This is a genomic window from Streptomyces sp. KR55 (assembly GCF_052245645.1).
In the GTDB taxonomy this organism is placed as follows: Bacteria; Actinomycetota; Actinomycetes; order Streptomycetales; family Streptomycetaceae; genus Streptomyces; species Streptomyces flavusporus.
In genome coordinates, this window is record NZ_JBQQCE010000124.1 from 1 (window position 1) to 22,221 (window position 22,221).

Genomic DNA, 22,221 nt, shown 5'->3' on the forward strand with positions numbered 1-22,221 from the left:
GGACAGGGTTGGGCCGCTGTCCGCGCCGCGGGTGACGCGGCGGCCTCCGAGGGTGTCCAGGACGCGGTGGAGGCGGGCCGCGTCCGTGCGCCACTTGCGGTCTACGACCTCGTCCGGGTACTCCTGCCAGTCCACCGGCGACCAGGCAGGGCCGGATTCGGCCGGCCCGCCGTGGAAGAGGCGGGCGGCGAGCAGCGAGGCGGCCTCGTCGATCGCGCCGGGCTCTTCGAGCAGGTCGCAGGCGGGACGCTCACCCAGTCGGGAGGCGAAGCCCTCGGCCAGGCGGTCGCGTCGGGACAGTTCGGTGAGAGCCGCGACGACGCCCGCGTCCAGCCGGGAGGGCCAGCGGCCCATCCGCCAGGCGGGCAGCGCGACCCGGGTGAGCAGGCGGTCCCAACCCGCGTACGCCAACCCGACCTGTTCCTGCGCAACGATCCGCAGCCCGTAATCCACAGCCTGTGCACGCTCGGCGGCCGCGGCGGCGACCCCGCGTTCCATCTGGGCCGTGTGCTCCTGGCAGCCGCGCAGCAGCAGGCGGGCCACCCAGCCGAGGCCCGCGCACACCGTGCGGACCACGGGACCACGGCCCGGCGTCGAGACGACGGCCACCGCCGCGTCCAGACCCCGGACGAAGCGCCGGGCAGAGGCTATGTCGGGGTGCGCGGAAGGCCCCGTACCGGCGACGACCGGGGCCAGGACCGCACGCAGCTCCCCGACACGCATCCACCACAGGAACGGGGAGCCGATGACGAGGACGGGGGCGGCGTCCGTACGGCGTTGGGCGTGCCGCTCGGTGCCCGACCTCCCGTCGGTGTCCCCGAGCGCGTGCGGGGGACCGTGGGCCGGATGGGTGCGGTCCTCCAGCCAGCTGTCGCAGTCCGGGGTGAGCGCTATCGCGGACGGGGCGGGGACGTCGAGACGGTCGGCGAGGTCGCGCACCAACCGGTACAGATCGGGGGCCGCCTCCTCGGCTATCGGCACCGTCGGACTCACCGCGGGCCGCGCCCGGGCGACGAGCAGCGCGAAACCGCCCGCGGCCAGCAGGACGAGGAGCGCGACCGCGCTCACCGCCCACCGGGCGACGTCCCAGCCGCGGCCGACGAGATGGCCGGTGGAACCGCCCGCGAGCAGGACCACGGCGACCGCCCCGGGCAGCACGGCGACGGCCAGCGCCCGGCTGCGGATCCGCAGCACGGCCAGCGCCCGGGAGCGCGCGGCCTGCGCCCCCGTCTCCACACCCATACCGGTCACGACCGGATCTCACCCCCTCCCGTCCTGGCTGTCCTGGCGTTGCTCACTCCCCCACTGTGGCACCCGCCACTGACATCGCAATGTCGATGGGCCAAGTGCCGGAACGCTTGCGCCGCACCCTAGTTGGGGCCTCGTCCCTCGTCAGCCGGATAGGGCATCGGTCACTCGATGGAATGGCTCTGGGGAGAGGTGAATGACGGAGGGCAAGGATCAGGCCCCGGATGCGGGAGGCATCCGGGGCCTGCGAAGTGCCTGGTCAGGCGGTGGGTCGTACGGGTGGCGGGGCTATGCGCCCGCCGCCTTCGCCGCGATGTCCGTACGGTGCTGGGAGCCGTCCAGACGGATGCGGGAGACCGCCCGGTAGGCCCGCTCCCGCGCCTCGGTGAGGTCACCGCCCGTCGCGGTGACGGACAGGACACGACCACCCGCGCTGACGACGGAATCGCCGTCGCGCTTGGTACCCGCGTGCAGGACGTATGCGTGCGGGGCGTCGTACGCGGCCACCTCGTCGAGACCGGTGATCGGGTCGCCGGTGCGCGGGGTGCCGGGATAGTTGTGGGAGGCGACGACGACCGTGACGGCCGCGTCGTCGCTCCAGCGCAGGGGTTCCAGGTCGGCAAGGGTGCCGTTCGCGGCGGCCAGCAGGACGCCGGCCAGCGGGGTCTGCAGACGGGCCAGCACCACCTGGGTCTCGGGGTCACCGAAACGGGCGTTGAACTCGATCACGCGGACACCGCGGGAAGTGATCGCCAGCCCGGCGTAGAGGAGGCCGGAGAACGGGGTGCCGCGACGCCGCATCTCGTCGACCGTCGGCTGCAGGACGGTCTCCATGACCTCGTCGACCAGCTTCGGGTCCGCCCACGGCAGCGGGGAGTACGCGCCCATGCCGCCGGTGTTCGGGCCCTCGTCGTTGTCCAGCGCGCGCTTGAAGTCCTGGGCGGGCTGGAGGGGGACGACCGCCTCGCCGTCGGTGACCGCGAAGAGGGAGACCTCAGGGCCGTCGAGGAACTCCTCGATGACGACGCGCTCACAGGCGTTCGCGTGCGCCTTCGCCGCGTCGAGGTCACCGGTCACGACGACGCCCTTGCCGGCGGCCAGACCGTCGTCCTTGACCACGTACGGCGGGCCGAACGCGTCGAGCGCCTCGTCGACCTCCGCCTCCGTCGTACAGACATACGAGCGGGCGGTGGGAACCCCGGCCGCGGCCATCACGTCCTTGGCGAAGGCCTTGGACCCCTCCAGCTGCGCGGCCTCCCTGGACGGGCCGAACACCGGGATACCAGCCTCGCGCACGGCGTCGGCGACCCCCGCGACAAGCGGGGCCTCCGGGCCTACGACCACCAGCCCGACGTCGAGCTGTGCGGCCAGCGCGGATACGGCCGCGCCGTCCAGGGCGTCGACCGGGTGCAGCTCGGCGACCTCGGCGATGCCGGCGTTGCCGGGGGCGCAGTGCAGCGCGGTGACGGCGGGGTCGAGGGACAGGGAGCGGCACAGGGCGTGTTCGCGGGCGCCGCTGCCGATGACGAGGACCTTCACGGGGTCAGCCTAACGGCAGGCGGCGGGGTGTCCTTGTGCGGGCTTCCGAAGGGGTGGGGGGAGGCGGCTTGTGGGTTCCTCCAAGGAGGGCTTGTGCCGACTCGAAGGAAGGCCTGCTCGAAGGAAGTCGTGCTCGAACGAGGTCCTGCTGGAAGGGGTCCTGCGCTACTCGTTCGAGAGCTCCTCCATCACCGTCGCGCCCAGTTCCCGCACGATCAGTTCCTGGCCGGAGAGGGCCGACTCGTCGAGGTCGGGATCGTCGTCCTCGGGGATGTCGTCCTCGGGGGCGACGGGGGCGGAGGGCGGCGGCTCCGGGGCGGAGGGCGGCGAGGGGGCGGGAGCGGGTGCCGGGGTCGCCGGGGCCGGTGCAGGGGACGTGGCGGCCTGGGTGGGTGCGGGGCGCTGCGGAGCGGCCACCGTACCGCTGCCGTACGCACCGGTGGCAGCGCCGCTGCCGTAGCCACTGGCGGCACCGGCACTGTTGTGACCGCCCGTGGCACCGCCGCCGTAGCCCCCGCCGACGTTGAAGCCCCCGGCCGGCGGCGCGCCTGAGCCGCCCGACGGGTCGACGATGGCCTCGATCTTCCAGTTGACGTTGAACTGCTCGCCCAGCGCCTGGCGCAGCACGTCCTCGCTGCCGCTGCTCGCGAAGTTGTCCCGGGCGCCGGCGTTGACGAAACCGAGCTGGAGGGTGGTGCCGTCGAAGCCGACGACCTGAGCGTTCTGGCTGAGCAGGATCCAGGTGAAGCGGCGGCGGTTCTTGACCGCCTCCAGGATGTTGGGCCAGAGCGCGCGCGGGTCGAGGCCGCCGCTCGGGGCCGGTGAGGCAGCCGGCGGGGCGGCAGGCGCGGAAGGCATGGCAGGCGGCGGCGACGCGGACGGGGAGGCGCCGGGCGGCGTCGCGGGTCGGCCGCCGCCGCCCGTGGGGGCCGCGGTGGGCCAGCCGCCGGGCCGTCGGCCACTGCCCGCGGGGGCCGCGGTGGGCCAGGCTCCGGGTGCGGAGGCTGCTGGTGCGGGAGCCGGGGGCTGGGCAGGCTCGCCCACGGCAGGAGCGGGCCCGGCGGGAAGGTCCTGACCACCCGGCGCACCCTGAGCGGCGGCCACGCGCCGTTCCCCGGGCCCGCCCGAGCCTCCCGGCGCTCCGCCCTGCTGGGGCCCACCGGGCGGGGGACCAGCCGCCGCATCCGAGGTACCCGGCGCGCCAGGGCCGCCACCGGCCCCCCGTACGGCAGCCCGAGCCGCAGCCACGCCACCGCCCGGCGGAATCGCCGCACCCGCAGCCGCTCCCCCGTGCACCTCGGGCCCGGGCACGTACTCCATGGCGGGCGCCCCGGCACCCGTCGAGAAGTTCACCCCGCGCTCCAGCCGATCAAGACGGGCCATCACGGACCGCTCGTCCCCGTACGCGGCCGGCAGCAGCACGCGCGCGCAGATTAGCTCGAGCTGGAGGCGCGGGGAGGTCGCTCCCCGCATCTCGGTCAGCCCCTCGTTGACGGTGTCGGCTGCTCGGCTCAGCTCGGCGGGGCCGAAGGTGCCTGCCTGGGCCTGCATCCGCTCCAGCACGTCGGCCGGAGCGTCGATGAGCCCCTTGTCCACCGCGTCCGGCACGGCGGCGATGATCACCAGGTCCCGCAGCCGCTCCAGCAGGTCGGCGACGAACCGCCGCGGATCATTGCCTCCCTCGATGATCCGGTCCACGACCTCGAAGGCGGCCGCCCCGTCCCCGGTGGCGAAGGCCTCGACGACGGAGTCGAGCAGTGACCCGTCCGTGTAGCCCAGCAGCGAGGTGGCCATGGCATACGTCACACCCTCCGCCCTGGCGCCCGCGAGCAGCTGGTCCATGACGGACATGGAGTCACGCACGGACCCGGCACCGGCACGCACCACCAGCGGCAGCACGCCGTCCTCGACGGGGATGTTCTCCTTCTGACACACCTCGGCGAGGTAGTCCCGAAGGGTGCCGGGGGGCACGAGCCGGAACGGATAGTGATGGGTCCGCGACCGAATCGTCCCGATGACCTTTTCGGGTTCGGTGGTCGCGAAGATGAACTTCAGATGCTCCGGCGGCTCCTCGACGACCTTGAGCAGCGCGTTGAAGCCGGCCGACGTGACCATGTGGGCCTCGTCGATGATGTAGATCTTGTACCGGCTGCTCGCGGGTCCGAAGAAGGCCTTTTCCCGCAGCTCACGGGCATCATCGACACCACCGTGCGAGGCGGCGTCGATCTCGATGACGTCGATGGATCCCGGCCCGGTCCGCGCGAGATCCCGGCACGACTGGCACTCCCCGCAGGGGGTCGGCGTAGGACCTTGCTCACAGTTCAGACACCGCGCCAGGATCCGCGCGCTCGTCGTCTTGCCGCACCCACGCGGACCGCTGAACAGGTACGCGTGATTGACCCGGTTGTTCCGCAGCGCCTGCTGCAGCGGGTCAGTGACATGCTCCTGCCCGATGACCTCGGCGAACGACTCCGGGCGATAGCGGCGGTACAGCGCGAGAGACGACACGCATACGAGGTTATAGGCGCCCACTGACAACAGGCCCCGCCCAGGAAACCGCGAGCCCCCCGGCCCGGCAACGCAAGCGCCCCCCACGCACCCGCCAGAGCCAACCTACCCTTGCTGCCTTCCGGCCCTGGGGGAGTTCAGTCAGATAGCGCCGCGTGAGGGGCTTTGCACAGCCTACCTGATGCTGAGGTGCGGGAACGAGTTCGCGAGCACTCCTCTCGGTCATGTAATGTTTCCGGCGGAGGATTCGCCTAGAGGCCTAGGGCGCACGCTTGGAAAGCGTGTTGGGGGCAACCCCTCACGAGTTCGAATCTCGTATCCTCCGCAGCCGCCCATCAGGGCAGATGAAAGGCCCCGACCGTTCACCGGTCGGGGCCTTCTTCGTGGTCCGGCTCACTTTCCGTCTCAGTTGGCTTCTCGGCCCGTGCCGGGCGGCTCCCAGGTCCGCCGAGGATCAGGGGGACGGTCGCGGCGGTGCGGCGAACGCCGAGAGGGCCGCAGGTCGGCGAAACAAACACGTGCCCCTTGCAGTCGCGCATCGCCGTCCGCGCCCGCCTTCGGCATCGCCGACGGAGCCAAACCGCCGCTCCTGGCCATAGGGGAGGCCAAATGGAACGACACCATGGGCATGGTCCACATCGACCGACTCCGGCGCATCCGCGCCCTCGTCGCGCAGGCCGGCCGCTACGACACGACCGGCACCCGGCTCATCTGCTTCAGCGGAGCAGGCTTCAACGACAAGGCACACGCCGTGGCCGAAGCGGATCCCGACGTCCAGCTGATCGACCTGACAAACCTCTACGCCCAGGTCTGATGCATGCCTCGCACTGACCGGCAGGCTGCAACACGGGCAGCGTCAATCGCGAAGCTGTGCTTCCTCCCGCGTCGGCTGCGGCGGGATGCTCGCCGTGAGCGGCGTGATCGGGCGCGAGGTGGTGTGAGCCGCGCCCTCGAAGCGGCTCGGAAACGGGTACTTGCGCTCCAGGAAGGTACGGATGGCGGCCTGGGCAGCCGCCCTGGCCGACGGGGCGGTGTCCACGTCGTTGAGGCAGAAGAAGTCGATGTCCTCCCCGGTGGCGAGGCGGGCCAGACGCCGGCGCATGTCCGGTGTGCCCAGTTGGACGTAGCGGAAGCGGTAGTCGGCGGGGACGGCTCGGCCGGTCGCGATCGCCCAGTGGTGGTGGAGTGTGGACGCCGGGGCCACGTCGGAGGTGGAGCGGAAGCGCGAGTAGGAGGTCCGCTCCAGTTCCTCGATGCCGAGGCTCTCCATCTCCCGCATGACCGACAGCAGTTGGGGATGCGGGGTGTGCAGCGACTTGTTGGTGATGTGTCTGCCGTGGAAGCGTCTGATCACCTCGCGGGCGTTCTTGCCGGCGGAGTTCGGGGCCGGCTCCAGCGGGTGCGGGATGCCGACGCCGAGTTTCAGCGGAGACAGCGGGATCCGGGCGATGCCGTTGCCGTGGAAGAAGTGCTCGGCCCGTACCGGGCGGTTGATGAAGACGTCGTCGTTGAAGTAGAGGTAGTGCTCCGACAGGCCAGGGATGTGGTGCAGTCGGCTCTCTATCGCGTGCGAGTTGAAGACGGGGAGCGCGTCGGCCGGGAGGATGTCCCGGTGGTCGACCACGGTCAGGCCCTCCGCGTCCGGGTCCAGCCAGGCGGGGATCTGGGAGTCGGTCACCAGGTAGACGTGCCGGACGAACCCGGCGTACATCTCCAGCGAGCGCAGTGCGTACTTCAGTTCGTCGTGGCTGGTGTAGCGGGAGGCGCCGGTCTCGCGCGGGGCGATGACGTTGTCGGAGAGGTCCTGATGGGCACGGCGCTTCGCGGCCATCGCCGGGTCGTCCCCGTCGACCCAGGTGTACACGGCGTCGACGGGGAAGCGCACCTCGTCGATGCCCGGCTCGGCGAACGGGGCGAACGTCGGCACGCTGCGGCGGCGGCACACCACAGCGGCCGGCTGCTGCGCCGCCACCGGGAGCACTTCCGACACGGGGTTGCGGCGCGGGGCGACGAGCGCCGGGCCGAAGACGTCCGGCAACCGGCTGCCGGGCACGGTGAGCCAGGAGGGATCCGTGCCCGGGGCAGCGGTGGCGAGGTCCTGGCCGTGCCGCCAGAACTCGAGGTCGCACCCCGTTTCGAGGCCGGTGAGCACCTGCCCTCCCGGGCCGAGGCGCACCACGCCGGTGCGGAGCACCGCGGCCCGTCTCAGCGCCCGCGGCAGCTTCCCGTCGGCCCACAGTGCCGCGTTCGTCACGGCGCCGTCCGGTCCGACGGCGCCGACATACCCGACGGTGCCGGCGAAGCGCTGGGCGGCCCGGGCGAGGACCGCGCCGCGGTACGTCTCCTCGATGCCGATGACCTGCCGCGACGCACCGTACCCGTGGTCGGCGGGGACCAGGAAGTACGGGACGCCGAGCCCCTCCAGCAGGCTGCACACCCGCTCGAGATCGGCTTCCACGGCGTCCGCGGCGGTGTAGCCGGCGACCGTACGGCCGTACAGCCGCATCGGTCCGAAGGTGACCCGGCGCAGTCCGGGGACGGCGGCCCGCAGGCGCCGTCGGGCCCGGACCGCACGCAGCGCCCAGAGCCGGGCCGAGAGCCAGAGCCTCAGGCGCACCAGAAAGTCCCGGGCGGCCCGCATGCCCCCAAGCGCTCCGAAGCGGTGACGGATGTCCATGCCCCCCATGTCCATGCCCCCAGCCCGCGTTACTTCTGCTTCTCGAAGGGGCTCGCGAAGGGGAAGTAGTCCTCCAGGAACTCGTTCATCCGGACGCCGACCTGCTCCCGCTCCTCGGGCGGCACATCGACGTCGTTGAGGCAGAAGAAGTCGAAGCGGCGGTTGCGGCGCAGATCGCGCAGGCGCGCTTCGGCGTCGGGGCGGCTGATGTTCACATACCGGAAGCTGTACTTCCCCGGCACGCCGCGGCCGGTCATCAGCGCGTACTGGTAGAGCAGCGGGGCCGTCATGGCGATGTCCTGCGGCGAGCGGAAGCGGGACGCCGTGGTGCGGCGGACGTCCTCCTCGAACAGCTCCTCGAGCGCCTGCAGCGTGCCTCGCTGCTGCGGCAGCGGGGTGTGCATGAAGTTGTTCGTCGTCATCCGCCCGAACTTCTCCAGCAGCAGCCGACGGACGTTCTTGCTGGCGGAGTTGGTGGCCGTCTCCTCGGCGTGCGGCTTGCCGACGCCGATCTTGAGCGGGGACACCGGGATCTTCATCAGACCACTGCCGTGGAAGAAGTGCTCCGCGGTGACCCGGCGGCCGACGAACACGTCGTCGTTGAAGTACAGATAGTGCTCCGACAGGCCCGGGATGTGGTGCAGCCGGGTCTCGATCGCGTGGGAGTTGAACACCGGCAGGACATCCTGCGGGAAGATGTCGCGGTGGTCGACGACCGTGATCCCCGGGGCCCGGTCGTCGAGCCAGTGCGGCTTCTGGCCGTCGGTCACGATGTAGATGTGCCGGACGAAGTCGGCGTACATCGCGAGCGAGCGCAGCGAGTACTTCAGCTCGTCATGGCTGGTGTAGCGGGAGGCGTTGGTCTCCTTGTCCAGGATCTCGGCGATGCCGTGCTCCTGGTACCGGGCCCGCTTGGCCCGCATCTGAGGCTCCTCGCCGTCCACCCACGTGTAGACGACGTCGACGGGGAAGGTCACATCGTTCACGGTCGGCAGGGTGAGCGGGACGAAGCTCGGCAGCTCCCGGTCGCCGACCCGCACCGCGGCCGGCTTCTGCTCGGATGCCGGCAGTACGTCGGTGATGCCGTTGTTCCGCGGCGCGATGAGGGACTCGGCGAAGATGTCCTCGGAGGCCTGCGGCTGCACCTTGGCCAGTCGGCGAGGCCCGTCGTCGGAGGCGAGGAGCTGTGCCCCGTCCTCCCAGAACTCGACGTCGCAGGCGAGCTCCGGCCCGGCGAGCAGCTGGCCGGAGGGCCCGAGGTGGTTCTCCCCGATCCGCAGCGTGGGGGCCGTACGCAGCGGGGTCGGCAGCACACCGTCCATGAACAGTGCGGGATTCTTGAGCTTTCCGCCGGGCAGCGGTCTGCCGATGAACACCGCCTTCCCCGCGTTCTGCGCCTCGAGGGCGGTGAGGAAGCGCTCCCGGTCGACGGCGTTCACGCCGACCGTGTGGCGCGTACGGGAGGCCGGCACGAGGAAGTAGGGGATACCTTCCCGCTCCAGCGCGGCGACGACCAGGCCGAGGTTGGCGGCGGCCGCCTCAGCAGCGCTGAACCGGGCCACGACCCGTCCGTAGAGCTGCTGGCCGCGCACCGCCACCGGGCGCAGCACCGGGTCCGTGACCGCTGCCCTGCGGCGCCGCCGCATGGTACGCAGCTGCCACACCCTCTCGGCGGCCTTCCGCTCGACTCGCGGTCGCATCCGCCGGGCAAAGGAACGCACGGTCACGTTCTGAGCTCCTCTTCATGAACCCCTACACATCCCTGCGTTAGCCAGACAGATGCATGCGACGGAAGGTTGTAGAAGAGTTCTCCGAGAATTAACGAACGAAGGGCCGTCCGCGCAGCAGACCCACAGCTGGGCGTGATATGGAGCTGTCGCCTTTCCGATCTTGAGAGATGCGCGTCGCCACGCCCCGGCTCTGGTCAGGTCCCGGTTGGCCGCCCCGCCGACCACCCCTGACCCCACGCCGTTCGACGGAGTCCCTTTCGGCTCGGTCAAGTGGCTGGAGAACTCCGCGTTCGACAACCACGACCTGGCCGCGCGGGATCGGCTGTTCCGGGCTCCAGGCGGCGTACGGCCCCGAGGAACTGCTCAGCGCCTGGCAGAAGGCATGAGCGGGGTTGAGTTCCCGTGGGGTTGCAGTCAGTCGCCGACGAGGCCCTCAGTCCGCCGATGCCGATGAGGACGGGGTTGCAGGAAATCGTTCCACGACATGGCGGACCAGGCAGCCAAGGCCAAGAGGAGACGCTTTCTCAGTACGCACTCGCTCAGGCGTTGACGCTACCGGCGGCGTTCTGCGTCAGATCGGGGTACGACAGGCTCTCACTGTGGGAGAGGGCCTTGTAACCTCCCTTGCCTTCGAGATCGGCCAGGTAGTTCGCCTGGCTCTCGTCGGTCCACGAGTCGAACCCCTCAGGCGCATTGAACTCCTGCACCGTCGTGACGACCTTGATCACGCGCACGGTACCCCCCTCCGTCGTTGGTTCGCCGATGGTATCGACGTGCGCTCTGCGCTCACCTGAGGGAGGTAGCCACCAGAAGGAGGCGCCGGCACCGACCCGGCTATGTACCCCTTCCCCGCAGTGCGAGATCTGCCGCTGGACGACAGGGACGGCCTGCGCGGGCGCATCGTTGCTCGAAGTCCGGAGGAAGCCAGCCACGGCTGAGCAGACGCGGATGGGCGGGGAACGCGGTGATCGCGGCAAGAGCGAAGGCAAGCGACGCCCACGGCGTCCGCACACGAACCGTCGTGTGCGAACCGCCGGTGTTGACGAAGCTCGTCTGGAAGACATCAGCGGTGACGAGCTCGACAGCGCTCAACCCTCGCCAGTCAAGGTCGAGTTCGCATGCAGCGTTCGCGAAGTGCAGTTTCTGCAGGGTGAGGGTGACTTCGCCCGTCCCGTCCGGTACCCACCGCGGCTGAGCGGCACGCGCTGCCCGACGACGGCGAGCGGAGTCCCCGAGCACAGCGCCCACCAGGGCACCGATCACAAAGCCAGGTCTGCCGAAGGCAATGATGTTGCTGCGTTTGTAGCTACCGTCACCGAGGGCTCGCCAGGTCAGGCGCTGCCCCGGACCGACAGCGAGTGCACGATCGCCGTGTTGCAGTCGCGCCGTCGTGGCCACCACCGGTCGACGGGCCAGTTGCCCTTCGAGGACATCGGCGAGGATGTCACACGGGTGCCAGAGGTACTCGTCCAGCGGCGACCATGACGGTTGGCCGGGGTTCACCGGCGGCGGCGCAAAGGGGTCGGCCACTGTCACTCCGGCTTCCCGTTGAGGGTCCAGGGTTACGGTTCGCATTCCAGGCTACTCAGACTGTCCCGGCTGCACTTCCGGTTGAATCCTGCTGCCGTGTGGCGCGCGCCGTCCTTCGATGCGCCATCCTTGTGCCCTGCCAGGACCGTCGCCGGTCCGGAAAGCAAATGGTGCTCTGTCACGGTGAGGTGTTCGCATCGGTATGCGCAGCGGATCGACTCTGGCCGCATGGCTGCGCGGTCTTGACACCCCACGGCTGGAGCGGGTTCTCGCGGCTCGTGCGGACGTCGTGTCCCCGCCGGAGCCGCGATCGGTCGGCGAACTGGCGGACCGTCTGCAGCGCCCGGCGTCGGTGGCGTTGGTGCTGCCCCGGCTCGCGCTGCCGCATCTGCAGGTGGCCGAGGCGCTGGCAGCCGTGGCGTCCGTGCCGCGCGCCGGCCTGGCGCGGCTGCTGGGAGCCACGGACGAGGAGAGCGCCTGCGCGCTGGACGCGGCGCTGGACACGCTGGCCGATCACGCACTGGTCTGGCCGGACGACAAGGGCCTGCTGCACATGGCGGCCCCGCTGCGGCAGGCGTGGGACGCACCACTGGGGCTGGACGCGCCCCTGACCCGGCTGCTGGCGGACATGACCTCCGAGGAACTGCGCTCCATGCTGGTGGCGTTGGGCGAACGGCCCGGCAGCACCAAGCGGCAACGGCTGGCGGCTCTGGTGGATCACCACAGCGACCCGGAACGGATCGCCGCACTGGTGGCACAGGCACCCGCGGCCGCCCGGAAGTTGCTTGAGCGGCGGGCGAGTCACGCGCCGGACCGGCCGGAGTTCACCGTCTTCGGGGCCCCGCAGGCCGACTCCGGGCCGGGTGCGCGCTGGGCGCTGGAGCGGGGACTGCTGGTCCAGGACCGTCACCGGTACGGAGCCGCCCGTATGCCGGCCGAGGTGGCGCTCGCACTGCGGGGAGCCGACTGGCGTGCCCCGTTCGAGCCCGTCCCGCCCGTCGTGCATACGGTGCCCGTCGGCTCGGCAGAAGTGGACCGGGAGGCGGCAGCCGCGGCCACGGCGTTCGCCGCGCATGCCGCCTCGGTGCTGGCGGCGTGCTCGGCCGCTCCGCCGAAGCTGCTGAAGTCCGGCGGGGTCGGGGCACGTGAGCTGTCCCGGATCGGCAGGGCAGCGCAGTGCGACGACATCGTGGTACGTCTCGTTCTGGAAACGGCGTACGCCGCCGGGCTGCTGGCCCGGGACGGCGACCAGGTCGCGGCGACGGAAGGCTACGACGCCTGGGCGGAACGAGAACCTGCCGAGCAGCTCACCGTGCTTCTCCAGGCCTGGCGGACGCTGCCGCTCACCCCGGCCCGGGCCCGCGACGAAGACGGCAAGGCGCTTCCCGCACTCGCCGGAGCACCGCCCTGCTCCGGCTGTGTACAGGCCCGGCACGGGCTCCTCACCGCCGCAACGCACCTTCCTGCGGGCCGGGGAGCGAAGAACGCCGCGGAACTGGGGCCGCTGGTCTCCTGGTACCGCCCGCTCGCCGATCAACTCCCCGAGGACACCGCACCCTTCGCCACCCTGGTCCGCGAAGCGGAACTGCTCGGCGTCATCGCCCGGGGTGCCCTGTCCCCCATCGGTGCCGCCCTCGAGACCGACGACGCCGAAGCACTCGCCGCGGCCTGTCAGCGGCTGCTGCCGACGGCCACCAGGACAGCCCGCTTCGGCGCCGACCTCACCGCCGTCGTCACCGGCACACCGTCCGCCCACCTCGCCGCGCTGCTGGATGCCGTCGCGGACAGGGAAGCCGGCGGCACGGCATCCGTGTGGCGCTTCAGCCCGAGCACCGTCCGCCGCGCCCTGGACGCCGGCCGGACTCCCGACTCCATCGCGGCCGACCTGGCCGCCGTCGCCGTCGGCGCCCTCCCCCAGCCGCTGTCGTACCTGATCCACGACACCGCGCGCAGCCACGGCCGGATGCGCGTCACCTCCGCGGCCTGCGTGATCCACGGCGAAGAACCCGCCCTCCTCGCCGAACTCGCCGCCCACCGGAAGCTCACCCGCCTCGGCCTGCGGCAGCTGGCACCCACGGTGCTGGTCAGCCGGACCCCGCTCGAGAAGACTCTGGCCGCGCTCCGGGCCGCGGGCTACGCCCCCGTCGCCGAGACCGCTGACGGAACCGTACGGGTGGAGCAGAACCGGCGCCCCCGCGCCGCCGGCCCGGTCCCGCCGCCACGCCTGCCGGGCGGCACGGCGGGCAGGCGGAACACGAGCGCCCGCACACCGCAGGTCCCGGCGACCGTCGACCTGGGCGCCCTGGCCACCAGGCTGCGGGCCGCCCCGCCGAGCACCCCGCAGCCCGATCCTGGCAACGGAATCCCCTTCGACAGCGACACCGAGGAAATCGTCGCCGGGTGCGCGCGCCTGCTGTCCCTCGCCGATGTCCGTCAGCTGGCCCACGCCATCGACGAGGGCCGGGAGGTGACCATCGAGTACGTCGCCGCCTCGGGCAGCCGCACCGTGCGCACCCTCAGCGAGCTCGAACTCGACGCGCCCTACCTGTATGCCTGGTGCCACCTGCGCAACGACGACCGCGTCTTCACACTCTCCCGCATTCACGGTGTCATGCCCGTGTAGCCCCCGCCCCGGTCGTTCGGGCTCAGTGCGCGAAGGCCGTACTCGCCAGGAGCACGTGGACGGCGGTGCCGCCGAGGATGCTCAGGAGGGCGTTGCGGCGCCACAGGTGCAGGCCGACGGTGACGGCCAGGGCAGCCAGCGGGGCGACGGCGCGCGGCTCCGGCAACGGCAGGTCGCGCAGGCAGTAGACGACCAGGATCACCATGTCGCCGACCACGCCGCCTACGAAGCCTTCGTCACCGAGAAGCTCATGGGCCTGGCCGCGGTTCATCGCCTCGAGTCCCACCTCACCATGAAGAAGATCAAGGCTGACGGCTGAGTGGCTGGCACTGCGGGCACCACATCGTGGTCCGGCCTGCCAGGCGGGACCGGCGCAGAGGGGTGCCGCAGCGTGGGCAGTGCGGGTCGGGATCGTCGCGGTGGCCGGTGAGCCAGGAGTCATACGGTGGTACGCAGCCGGCCGTGACCGAGGAGCGCAGGGTGCGGCGCATCTGTGTGTACAGGCGCCGACGGTCGGCCTCGCTGAGATCGCTCGCCCGGCTGGTGGGGCGCAGTCGCGCGCGCCAGAGGATCTCGTCGGCGAGCAGATTGCCGAGTCCGGCCAGCACGGACTGATCGGTGAGGGCGGTCTTGAGGGTGCCGCGGCGGGAGCACAGCGCGGCCTCGAACTCCTTGCGGTCCACCGCCATCGCGTCGGGGCCCTGGCGGGCCAGCAACCGTGCGACCTCGGAATCGTCGGCCAGCCAGAGGCCCTGGAGCTTGCGTTGGTCGCGGTAGCGGAGCTGACGGTCGCGGCCCAGGGTGAACAGGACGCGGTCGTGGGGTTCGGCGGGGTCGTCGGGATGGCCGCAGACCAGTCGACCGGTCATGCCGAAGTGCAGCATGAGGGTGTGGCCGCCGCCGGTGCGGGCGAGGAGCCACTTGCCGTGGCGCTCGAGGTCGGTGAACCGCCGGCCCTCGAGCGCGTCGCGCAGCCCCCGCGCGCTCACCCGGTGCAGTACGCCGGCGTCACGCACGTCGACGCGTTGGACGACCCTGCGCAGCGCGCAGGACTCGAACACTTTCCGGAATGCCTCGACGTCTGGCAGCTCGGGCATGGAGGGAGCCCCCCAGCAGTCGGCCGGGCACGGTGAGCACGCTCACCTCCATGGTGGCTCCCTCCAGGCAATGTGTTCCCGGTGTCAGGGGCTACTCTCGCGGCTCCCGTACCACCGCCACGCCCCCCGCTGGGACCGTGACCGAACCGTCCTCGGCCGGCTTGCCGGTGAGCAGTTCCGTCGCCGTTGCCGACACGGAGACCTCCGCGCCCCGGCCCGTGTGGTCGATCAGGAAGAGGTAGTCGGCGTCCGGGCCGCGGCGCAGCACCGCCTCGATTCCGTCCGGTGTCGTGCGGACCGGCGCCACGCCCGCTTCCGAGCGGATGCGGTCGAGCAGCGAACCGAGGGTCGCCGGGTCGGGGCGGGTGGCCAGGTACCACGTCGTGCCCTCGCCGAAGGTGTGGCGGGTCACCGCCGGGCGGCCGGTCAGGGGGCCGTCCGTGTACGAGGCCACGACCTGGGCGCCTTCGGTGCGCACCCGCTCCGACCACAGGGTCCCGGTCGCGCCCGGCGCCACCTCGCCGGTCAGGCCGACCGTCTCTTCCGGGAGGAGCGGGAAGAGTTCGTCGCTGCGGACGCCGAGCGCCTCGCGGAACGCGCCGGGGTAGCCGCCCAGGCGTACGTGGCAGTTCTCGTCGACCGCGCCGCTGTGGAAGCCGACCGCGAGGGTGCCGCCGCGGCGGGCGAAGGCGGTGAGGTTCGCGGCGCCCGTGTCGTCGACCAGGTACAGGTTCGGGGCCAGGACCAGGCGGTACGACGACAGGTCCGCGTCCGGGCGGACGAAGTCGACGGCGATGCCCGCGCGCCACAGCGGCTCGTACCAGTCCCGCACCAGGTCCTGGAAGCGGAGTTCGCCGTTCGGCTGGGAGGGCAGTTCCAGGGCCCAGCGGGCGTTCCAGTCCCAGACGATGGCCACCTCGGCGGTGCCGGTGCTGCCGCGGACTTCCGACAGCGCCTGCAGATCCGCGCCCAGTTGGACGACGTCCTGCCAGATCCGGCTGTCGGTGCCGGTGTGCGGCAGCATCGCCGAGTGCCACTGCTCGGCGCCCGCTTTCGCCGCCCGCCACTGGAAGTACGCGATGCCGTCCGCGCCGCGCGCGACGTGAGCCAGCGCATTGCGGCGCAGCTCACCGGGGCGCTTGGCGCGGTTGACGGGCTGCCAGTTGACCGCGCCCGTCGAGTGCTCCATCAGCAGCCACGGGCCGCCCGCCAGCGAGCGCATCAGGTCGCCGCTGAGCGCGATGTCGATCTCCGACTCGGGGTCGGTGGACATCAGGTAGTGGTCGTTGGAGACGACGTCCAGCTCGGGCGCCCAGCGCCAGTAGTCCAGCGCGTCGAAGTTCTGCATCACCATGAAGTTGGTGGTGGCGGGGATCGAGGGGGCCGCCTCCCGCAGCACGTCCCGCTCGGCGGTGCAGAGCGACAGCAGCTCGTCGGAGCAGAAGCGGCGCCAGTCCAGCTGGTGCGTCGGATTGGGGACGGCTCCGGTGGCGCGGGGCGGCAGGATCTCGTCCCAGTCGTAGTACCACTGGCTCCAGAAGGTGGTGCCCCAGGCGTGGTTCAGGGCAGCCAGGTCCCCGTAGCGGTTGCGCAGCCAGACCCTGAACGCCGCCGCGCTCGTGTCGCAGTAGCACTCCGCGTTGTGGCAGCCGTACTCGTTGTGGACGTGCCACATCGCCACCGCCGGGTGGTCGGCGTAGCGGTCGGCCAGGGCGCGGGTGATCCGCAGGGCCGCCCTGCGGTACGCCGGGCTGCTCGGGCAGAACGTCTGGCGGCTGCCGTACGACAGTCTGCGGCCGTCCCTGTCCACCGGGAGCGCCTCGGGGTGGGCGCGGAAGAACCAGGCCGGCGGCGCGGCCGTCGGGGTGGCCAGGTCGGCGGCGATGCCGTTCTCCTGGAGCAGGGCGAGGATCCTGTCCATGCGGGAGAAGTCGTACTCCCCCTCGGCCGGCTCCAGCAGCGCCCAGGAGAAGATGCCGACGCTGACCATGGTGACCCCGGCCTCGCGCATCAGGCGCATGTCTTCGGCCCAGATCTCCTCGGGCCACTGCTCGGGGTTGTAGTCACCGCCGTAGGCGATACCGGGGACGTTCAGTACGCGCTTCATCGGGCAACACCGCCCAGCAGACGGCGCGTTGTGGCCACGCCCCACTCGTCCAGCGACAGCAGGCGGTCGCTGGAGGCCATCAGGCCGCCGGTCGCCTCGACGTGCGCGGCCCAGCGTTCGCGGGTCTCCACGGCCGGGCGGGCCATCAGGCAGTCGGGGTCGTTGATCCAGAGGCGGCCGTGCTGCCACTGGCGTCCGACGCCGGTGAACTCGGCGGGGTCCTGGCCGGGCTGGCTGTAGTCGTCGGCCTCGGGGCGGCGGTGGGGTGCGGTGTCCGGGCTGACCCGCATCGCGTCGAACAGGCCGATCGACGCCAGCATCGGCGCGCCGCAGCCCAGCAGATACGCGTCCGGGCCGATCGCCTCGCGGATCAGCTCGATCCCGGAGCGGTACGCGGTGAGCGCGTCCACCGACGTGTGCCGTACGCCCTCCAGGGCGCCCGCGTAGAGGAAGTCGACCTTGAAGTAGTCGTAGCCCTCGGAGCGCAGGGTCGTGAAGACCTCGGTCAGGTACGCCGCCGCGTCCGGGTGGGTGGTGTCGAGGACGTACAGGTCGTGGCCCCAGTTGCGGCCTGCGTGCAGCGGGGCGCCGTCGGAGGACCGTACGAGCCAGTCGGGGTGCTCGGCGGCCAGTTCGCTCGCCGGGTCGACCAGGAACGGCGCCGTCCAGATGCCCGCCCGGCGGCCCCGGGCGCGGATGGCGTCCGCGATGCCGGCGCGGGAGCGGAAGCGGCCGGAGAGGGTGAGCCAGTCGCCGAGGGCCTTCTGGTAGCCGTCGTCGATCTGGACGGCGTCGATGGGCAGGTCGAGGGTGTCCATCGCACGGAGGTTCTCGTGGATGTCGTCCTCGGTGACGGCGGTGAAGTACTCGTACCAGGAGCACCAGACGGTGGGTGCGGTGCGAGGGGCTTCGAGGCCGAGCCCCAAGGCCCAGTCCGCCAGCGTCGACTGGATGTCCGCGCCCGTCCACTCCTTCACCGGGCCGTTCGCGCTCACCTCCGCGGTGCCGTCCCTCACGACCAGCCGGATCGACGGCACCTCGCGGGTCGGGTCGGCCGCCGCCCACAGGCGGACCGGGGAGCCGTCCCCGGGGTCGAGGGCGAGCAGGCCCTCGCCCTGGAAGGTGTCGTCCGGGACGGTGTGGCCGGGGCGGTAGCAGACCGTCGCCCAGTTGTCGTTGGTCGGGCGGTACGGCTTGTCGCCGAGGGCGTAGGCGCCGCTGGGGCTCCAGGACTGCCAGCCCTCCTCGTGGACGCGGGCGGTGCTGACGTCCACGGGCACGGAGGTGAGCGGCGTGAAGGGGTGGGGCACGGTGGTTCTCTTTCGAAAAGGCGGGCGTCAGCCCTTGTTGGCGCCGAGCGTGAGGCCGCTGACGAACTGCCGCTGGAGCAGGAAGTAGACGATCAGCGTCGGGATCGCGGTGAGCAGGGCGCCGGCGGCGACCAGGTTGGGGTCGGTGAAGTACTGGCCGGAGAGGTTGTTCAGCGCCGAGGTGATCGGCATGTTCTCGCCGGTGGAGATCAGGACGAGGGCCCAGAAGAAGTCGTTGTAGATCCAGATGGACAGCAACGTCGCCAGGGCGGCCATCGCCGGACGGCACAGGGGCAGGGTGATCTGCCAGTACAGCCGCCACACCGAGGCACCGTCGACCAGCGCGGCCTCGGTCAGCTCGTGCGGCAGGGAGCGCATGTAGTTGCTCAGCACGAAGGCGCAGAAGCCGGACTGGAACGCCACGTGGATCAGCACCAGGCCGAGGGCGGAGTCGTACAGCTTGCCGCTCATCGTGATGCCGGGCAGGTCGATGAGCAGGTACAGGCGGTACAGCGGCGTGATGATGACCTGCTGCGGCAGCAGGTTGCCGGCCGTGAAGAGCAGCAGCAGCGCCAGGTTGATCCGGAAGTCGAAGCGGGCGACGTAGAACGCCACCATCGACGACAGGAACAGGGTCACCAGGACGGCCGGGACGGCGATCAGCAGCGTGTTCACGAAGTAGTGCGTCATGTCCGACTGCGTGAACGCGTTGGTGAAGTTGTCGAAGTTCAGCGTGTCCGGGAGGGACACATAGCCCTTCTCGCTGGTCTCGGCGTACGGGCGCAGGGCCGCGTAGATCGCCCACACCAGCGGCGCCAGCCAGGCCAGCGCCATGCTGCCGAGGACGACATGCAGCAGGAGCCGGGCGGGGCGGACCGGCGTGCGTTTCTTCACGGCAACAGTCGCGGTGCTCATGCTCGCCGCTCCTTCCGGAAGGTGCTCACCAGGTAAGGAATGATCACGACGAGGGAGATCAGCAGCAGCACGACCGCGATCGCGGATCCGTATCCGATACGGCTCGACTCACCGACGATGTTGTTGGTCACGAGGATGGACAGCAGCTCGGTGCCCTCGGCACCGCCGTTGAAGACGTAGACGAGGTCGAACGCGCGCAGCGCTTCGATGATCGTGACGACCAGGACGATGGTGTTGGTGGGGCGCAGGGTCGGGAAGACGACGTTCTTGAACGTCTGCCACTCGTTGGCACCGTCGATCGCGGAGGCCTCGCGCAGGGACGGGTCGACGCCCTTCAGGCCGGCCAGGTAGAGGATCATCATGTAGCCGGTGTGCCGCCAGGAGGCGGCGACGAGGATCGCCCACAGGTTGAGGTCCGGGTCGCCGATCCAGTCGATGTACTTGCCGGGCTCGTTGGCCCCGATGATGCTGTTGATCAGGCCCGTGTCGGGGTTGTAGACGAGCTGCCAGACGAAACCGATGACGGCCATGGACAGCACGACCGGCAGGAAGAACGCGGTCTGGTAGACACGGCTGAACCGGATCTTCTTGTCCAGCTGCACGGCCAGGAAGAGACCGAGCGGCGTCGGGATCACGATCAGCACGACGAACCAGATGACGTTGTGCTGCACGGCGGGCCAGAACTGCGGGTTCTGCTCGAACAGTTCCTTGAAGTTCTGCAGCCCGACCCACTGGATCGAGTCGAAGCCGATGCCGTCCCAGGTGGTGAACGCAAGCGCGATCGAGGCGAGGGCCGTGACCCACACCAGGGCGATGTGCAGGATCGTCGGCAGGGTCGCCATCACGCCCAGCGTGAGCCGGTCGCGGCGGGTGAGCAGGCGGCGGTGCCCCTGGGGCACCTTCTTCTGCTTGGCGGGGGCAGCGCCCGGAGGCGGCACGGCGGCCGCCTCCGGGATCTCCTTGGTGATGTCGGTGCTCATGAGGAGGCGAAGATCGTCTTCTTCTGGCGCTCGATCGAGGACAGCAGGCTGTCGACGCCCTTGGGATCGCGGATGAACTTCTGCAGTGCGGGCTGCATCACCGTGGAGGTGAAGTCCGGCCGGCTGTCGCGGTCCATGAACTGGGTGAGGCTCTTGGCGCCGCCGATCATGTCGTACGCCTTCTTCTGCAGGGCGCTGTACGACGAGGTGTCGGCCTTGGTGGAGGCGTGGACCACGCTCGGGTCGGACTTCAGGTAGATGTCCTCGGCCTCCGGGGTGCCCAGGTACTCCAGGAGCTTGACCGCCTCGGCCTTGTTCTTCGGGTTCTTGCTCATCATGAAGCCGTCGGTCGGCGCCTCGACGGTGTCCTGGCCGTACGCCGGGTCGATCTCCGGGAAGGCGAAGAAGTCGAGGTCCTCGAGGTCGTCCGGGTTCGTGAACTGCTGGGCCACGAAGGTGCCCATGAGGTACATGCCGGCCTTCTTCGACACCAGCGTCTGGGCCGCGTCCTGCCAGGTGCGGCCGATGGCACCCTCCTGGTGGTAGGGGAGGATCTCGGCCCACAGGTCGAAGGCGGCGCGCACCTTGGCGTCGGTCCAGGAGGCCTTGCCGGCCATCAGGTCGACGTGGAAGTCATAGCCGTTCTTACGGAAGTTGATCTGGTCGAAGGTGCCGAGCGCGGGCCAGGCGTCCTTGTCGCCGAAGGCGATCGGGACCAGGTTGTCCTTCTGCATCTGCTTGCACAGGGCGATGAAGTCGTCCCAGGTGGTGGGGACTTCGTAGCCCTTCTCCGCGAAGACGCTCTTCCGGTAGAAGACGGCCCAGGGGTACGTGTAGAGCGGCACGAAGTAGAACTTGCCGTCCTCACCCTTGCTGAGCTTCTGCATCGCCTCGGGGAAGTTGCCGCTGATCTTCTGCCACACGTCGTCGATCGGGGTGGTGAGGCCCTTGGCCGCGAAGAACTGCATCCGGTACCCGGCGAACCAGGTGAACACGTCGTCCGGCGTGCCCTGGAGGTAGGAGTTGATCTGCTCCTGGAAGGTGTTCGAGTCCTTGGTGTTCACGTCGACCGTGATGCCGGACTTCTTCTTGTAGGCCGCGTAGATGTCGGCGAACGCCTTCTTCGGCACCGGGTCGGACGCCTTGGAGCCCAGGGTGACCGTCTTCGGGTCGGCTGCCGTGCCGCTGCCGCCGCAGGCGCTGAGCAGGGGTATGCCGGCGCCGAGAACGGCGGCGCCGCCGACGCCGCGCAGCAGGGTGCGGCGGCTCGGGCCAGGGAGCGTGAGACCGGAGGGAGTTGTGTGCATAGCGGCTCCTGAGGGGGGCACAGGGTCCGGTCCGAAAATTGGTCGAAACCAATCAGAAAACAACCTGACCGAACACGAGGGTGGCGTAATAACAGCCGCATGTCCGGTCATACGTCAAGGGTGGACGTCACTCTTTGTTGAAACGTAACCGTCACACCCGTATGCCCCAGCGATCACGCACAGGCCATCACAGAAACCAACACAACCGGTCAGGGCCTCAGGCCTGTCCTAGCCGACGCGGACGTCCTTCTCCACCGTGACCTGGTCGATCTCCGTGGTCCGGACGGTGATCCGCATCGTCCAGGTGCCCGCCAGGGGGAGCCGGAGCGTGTCCGTCGCCCAGTAGCCGCCGCGGTCCTCCAGCCGGGCGTCGATCGGGCCGACGTCCTGCGCGCGCAGGGTGAACGTCATCCGCAGTTCGGGAACGGTGGAGAGGCCACCGTCGGAGCCGAAGACCACGGCCTGCAGCTGGTTCCGGCCCACGTGGCCGGGGGAGAGCTCGACCTGCACCCTGCCCCGCCCATTCGGCGTGCCGACGTCGAAGGGGACCACCGTGCTGGACGCGGCGGCCGCCCCGCCTGCCGGGGCCGCCTGCGCAGCGGCACTCTCGCTCGCGGCCCGGCCCGGCAGGGTGACCGTGAGGAGCGTGG

The 22,221-nt window shown here is 70.7% G+C and carries 14 protein-coding genes, 1 tRNA gene, 1 other RNA gene and 3 pseudogenes; 3 read left to right on the plus strand and 16 right to left on the minus strand.

Features of this window, described 5'->3' with window-relative positions; translation table 11 throughout:
* The 4 genes and pseudogenes from ACTWQJ_RS19680 to ffs form a co-directional block, all read right to left on the minus strand.
* A pseudogene (locus ACTWQJ_RS19680) lies at window positions 1–1,242 on the minus strand (hypothetical protein); the annotation flags it as partial.
* A gap of 294 nt (window positions 1,243–1,536) precedes the next feature.
* Entirely contained in the window at window positions 1,537–2,787 is a 1,251-nt protein-coding gene (purD, locus tag ACTWQJ_RS19685; protein WP_443307934.1) for a phosphoribosylamine--glycine ligase, read from the minus strand.
* 165 nt (window positions 2,788–2,952) lie between these two features.
* Window positions 2,953–5,295, minus strand: coding sequence for a DNA polymerase III subunit gamma and tau (locus ACTWQJ_RS19690; RefSeq protein ID WP_443307935.1), 2,343 nt, complete (start codon window positions 5,293–5,295; stop codon window positions 2,953–2,955).
* Window positions 5,296–5,364: 69 nt separating this feature from the next.
* Window positions 5,365–5,463: signal recognition particle sRNA small type (gene ffs / locus ACTWQJ_RS19695), an RNA gene on the minus strand.
* A gap of 72 nt (window positions 5,464–5,535) precedes the next feature.
* Here ffs and ACTWQJ_RS19700 point away from each other — a divergent pair.
* Window positions 5,536–5,620 (plus strand) — tRNA-Ser (locus ACTWQJ_RS19700).
* Window positions 5,621–5,917: 297 nt separating this feature from the next.
* Complete coding sequence (locus tag ACTWQJ_RS19705) at window positions 5,918–6,109, plus strand: hypothetical protein (protein ID WP_443307936.1); 192 nt, start codon at window positions 5,918–5,920, stop codon at window positions 6,107–6,109.
* Between the two features lie 42 nt (window positions 6,110–6,151).
* Here ACTWQJ_RS19705 and ACTWQJ_RS19710 read toward each other — a convergent pair whose 3' ends face one another.
* The 4 genes from ACTWQJ_RS19710 to ACTWQJ_RS19725 all read right to left on the minus strand — a co-directional run bounded on the left by ACTWQJ_RS19710 (window position 6,152) and on the right by ACTWQJ_RS19725 (window position 11,232).
* Complete coding sequence (locus ACTWQJ_RS19710) at window positions 6,152–7,972, minus strand: stealth conserved region 3 domain-containing protein (RefSeq protein ID WP_443307937.1); 1,821 nt, start codon at window positions 7,970–7,972, stop codon at window positions 6,152–6,154.
* Window positions 7,973–8,001: 29 nt separating this feature from the next.
* Window positions 8,002–9,699: a stealth family protein gene (locus ACTWQJ_RS19715; protein ID WP_443307938.1), complete on the minus strand. Its 1,698-nt coding sequence runs from the start codon at window positions 9,697–9,699 to the stop codon at window positions 8,002–8,004.
* Window positions 9,700–10,241: 542 nt separating this feature from the next.
* Window positions 10,242–10,436, minus strand: coding sequence for a hypothetical protein (locus ACTWQJ_RS19720; RefSeq protein WP_443307939.1), 195 nt, complete (start codon window positions 10,434–10,436; stop codon window positions 10,242–10,244).
* A gap of 100 nt (window positions 10,437–10,536) precedes the next feature.
* On the minus strand, window positions 10,537–11,232 hold the full coding sequence (locus ACTWQJ_RS19725) for a hypothetical protein (protein WP_443307940.1): 696 nt from the start codon (window positions 11,230–11,232) through the stop codon (window positions 10,537–10,539).
* A gap of 202 nt (window positions 11,233–11,434) precedes the next feature.
* Between ACTWQJ_RS19725 and ACTWQJ_RS19730 the strand changes: the two genes are divergently transcribed.
* Window positions 11,435–13,855 carry a helicase-associated domain-containing protein gene (locus ACTWQJ_RS19730; protein WP_443307941.1) on the plus strand — a complete coding sequence of 807 codons (2,421 nt, stop codon included), beginning with the start codon at window positions 11,435–11,437 and terminating at the stop codon, window positions 13,853–13,855.
* A 22-nt stretch (window positions 13,856–13,877) separates the two neighbouring features.
* Here the strand turns inward: ACTWQJ_RS19730 and ACTWQJ_RS19735 are convergent.
* The 8 genes and pseudogenes from ACTWQJ_RS19735 to ACTWQJ_RS19770 form a co-directional block, all read right to left on the minus strand.
* Window positions 13,878–14,066: pseudogene (locus ACTWQJ_RS19735) on the minus strand (AzlD domain-containing protein); the annotation flags it as partial.
* A 91-nt stretch (window positions 14,067–14,157) separates the two neighbouring features.
* On the minus strand, window positions 14,158–14,952 hold the full coding sequence (locus ACTWQJ_RS19740) for an Fpg/Nei family DNA glycosylase (RefSeq protein ID WP_443307942.1): 795 nt from the start codon (window positions 14,950–14,952) through the stop codon (window positions 14,158–14,160).
* Between the two features lie 91 nt (window positions 14,953–15,043).
* Window positions 15,044–17,059, minus strand: a complete 2,016-nt coding sequence (locus tag ACTWQJ_RS19745; protein ID WP_443307943.1) for a beta-galactosidase — start codon at window positions 17,057–17,059, stop codon at window positions 15,044–15,046.
* Window positions 17,056–18,369 carry a glycoside hydrolase family 36 protein gene (locus ACTWQJ_RS19750; protein ID WP_443307944.1) on the minus strand — a complete coding sequence of 438 codons (1,314 nt, stop codon included), beginning with the start codon at window positions 18,367–18,369 and terminating at the stop codon, window positions 17,056–17,058. The genes ACTWQJ_RS19745 and ACTWQJ_RS19750 overlap by 4 nt, the downstream gene beginning before the upstream one ends.
* A 27-nt stretch (window positions 18,370–18,396) precedes the next feature.
* A complete protein-coding gene (locus ACTWQJ_RS19755; protein WP_224733680.1) occupies window positions 18,397–19,284 on the minus strand; it encodes a carbohydrate ABC transporter permease in 888 nt (295 codons plus the stop codon).
* A complete protein-coding gene (locus tag ACTWQJ_RS19760) occupies window positions 19,281–20,264 on the minus strand; it encodes a carbohydrate ABC transporter permease (RefSeq protein ID WP_443307945.1) in 984 nt (327 codons plus the stop codon). Before ACTWQJ_RS19760 ends, ACTWQJ_RS19755 begins: the two co-directional genes overlap by 4 nt.
* Window positions 20,261–21,571, minus strand: a complete 1,311-nt coding sequence (locus ACTWQJ_RS19765; RefSeq protein ID WP_443307946.1) for an ABC transporter substrate-binding protein — start codon at window positions 21,569–21,571, stop codon at window positions 20,261–20,263. Before ACTWQJ_RS19765 ends, ACTWQJ_RS19760 begins: the two co-directional genes overlap by 4 nt.
* Window positions 21,572–21,799: 228 nt before the next feature.
* A pseudogene (locus ACTWQJ_RS19770) lies at window positions 21,800–22,221 on the minus strand (copper-binding protein); the annotation flags it as partial.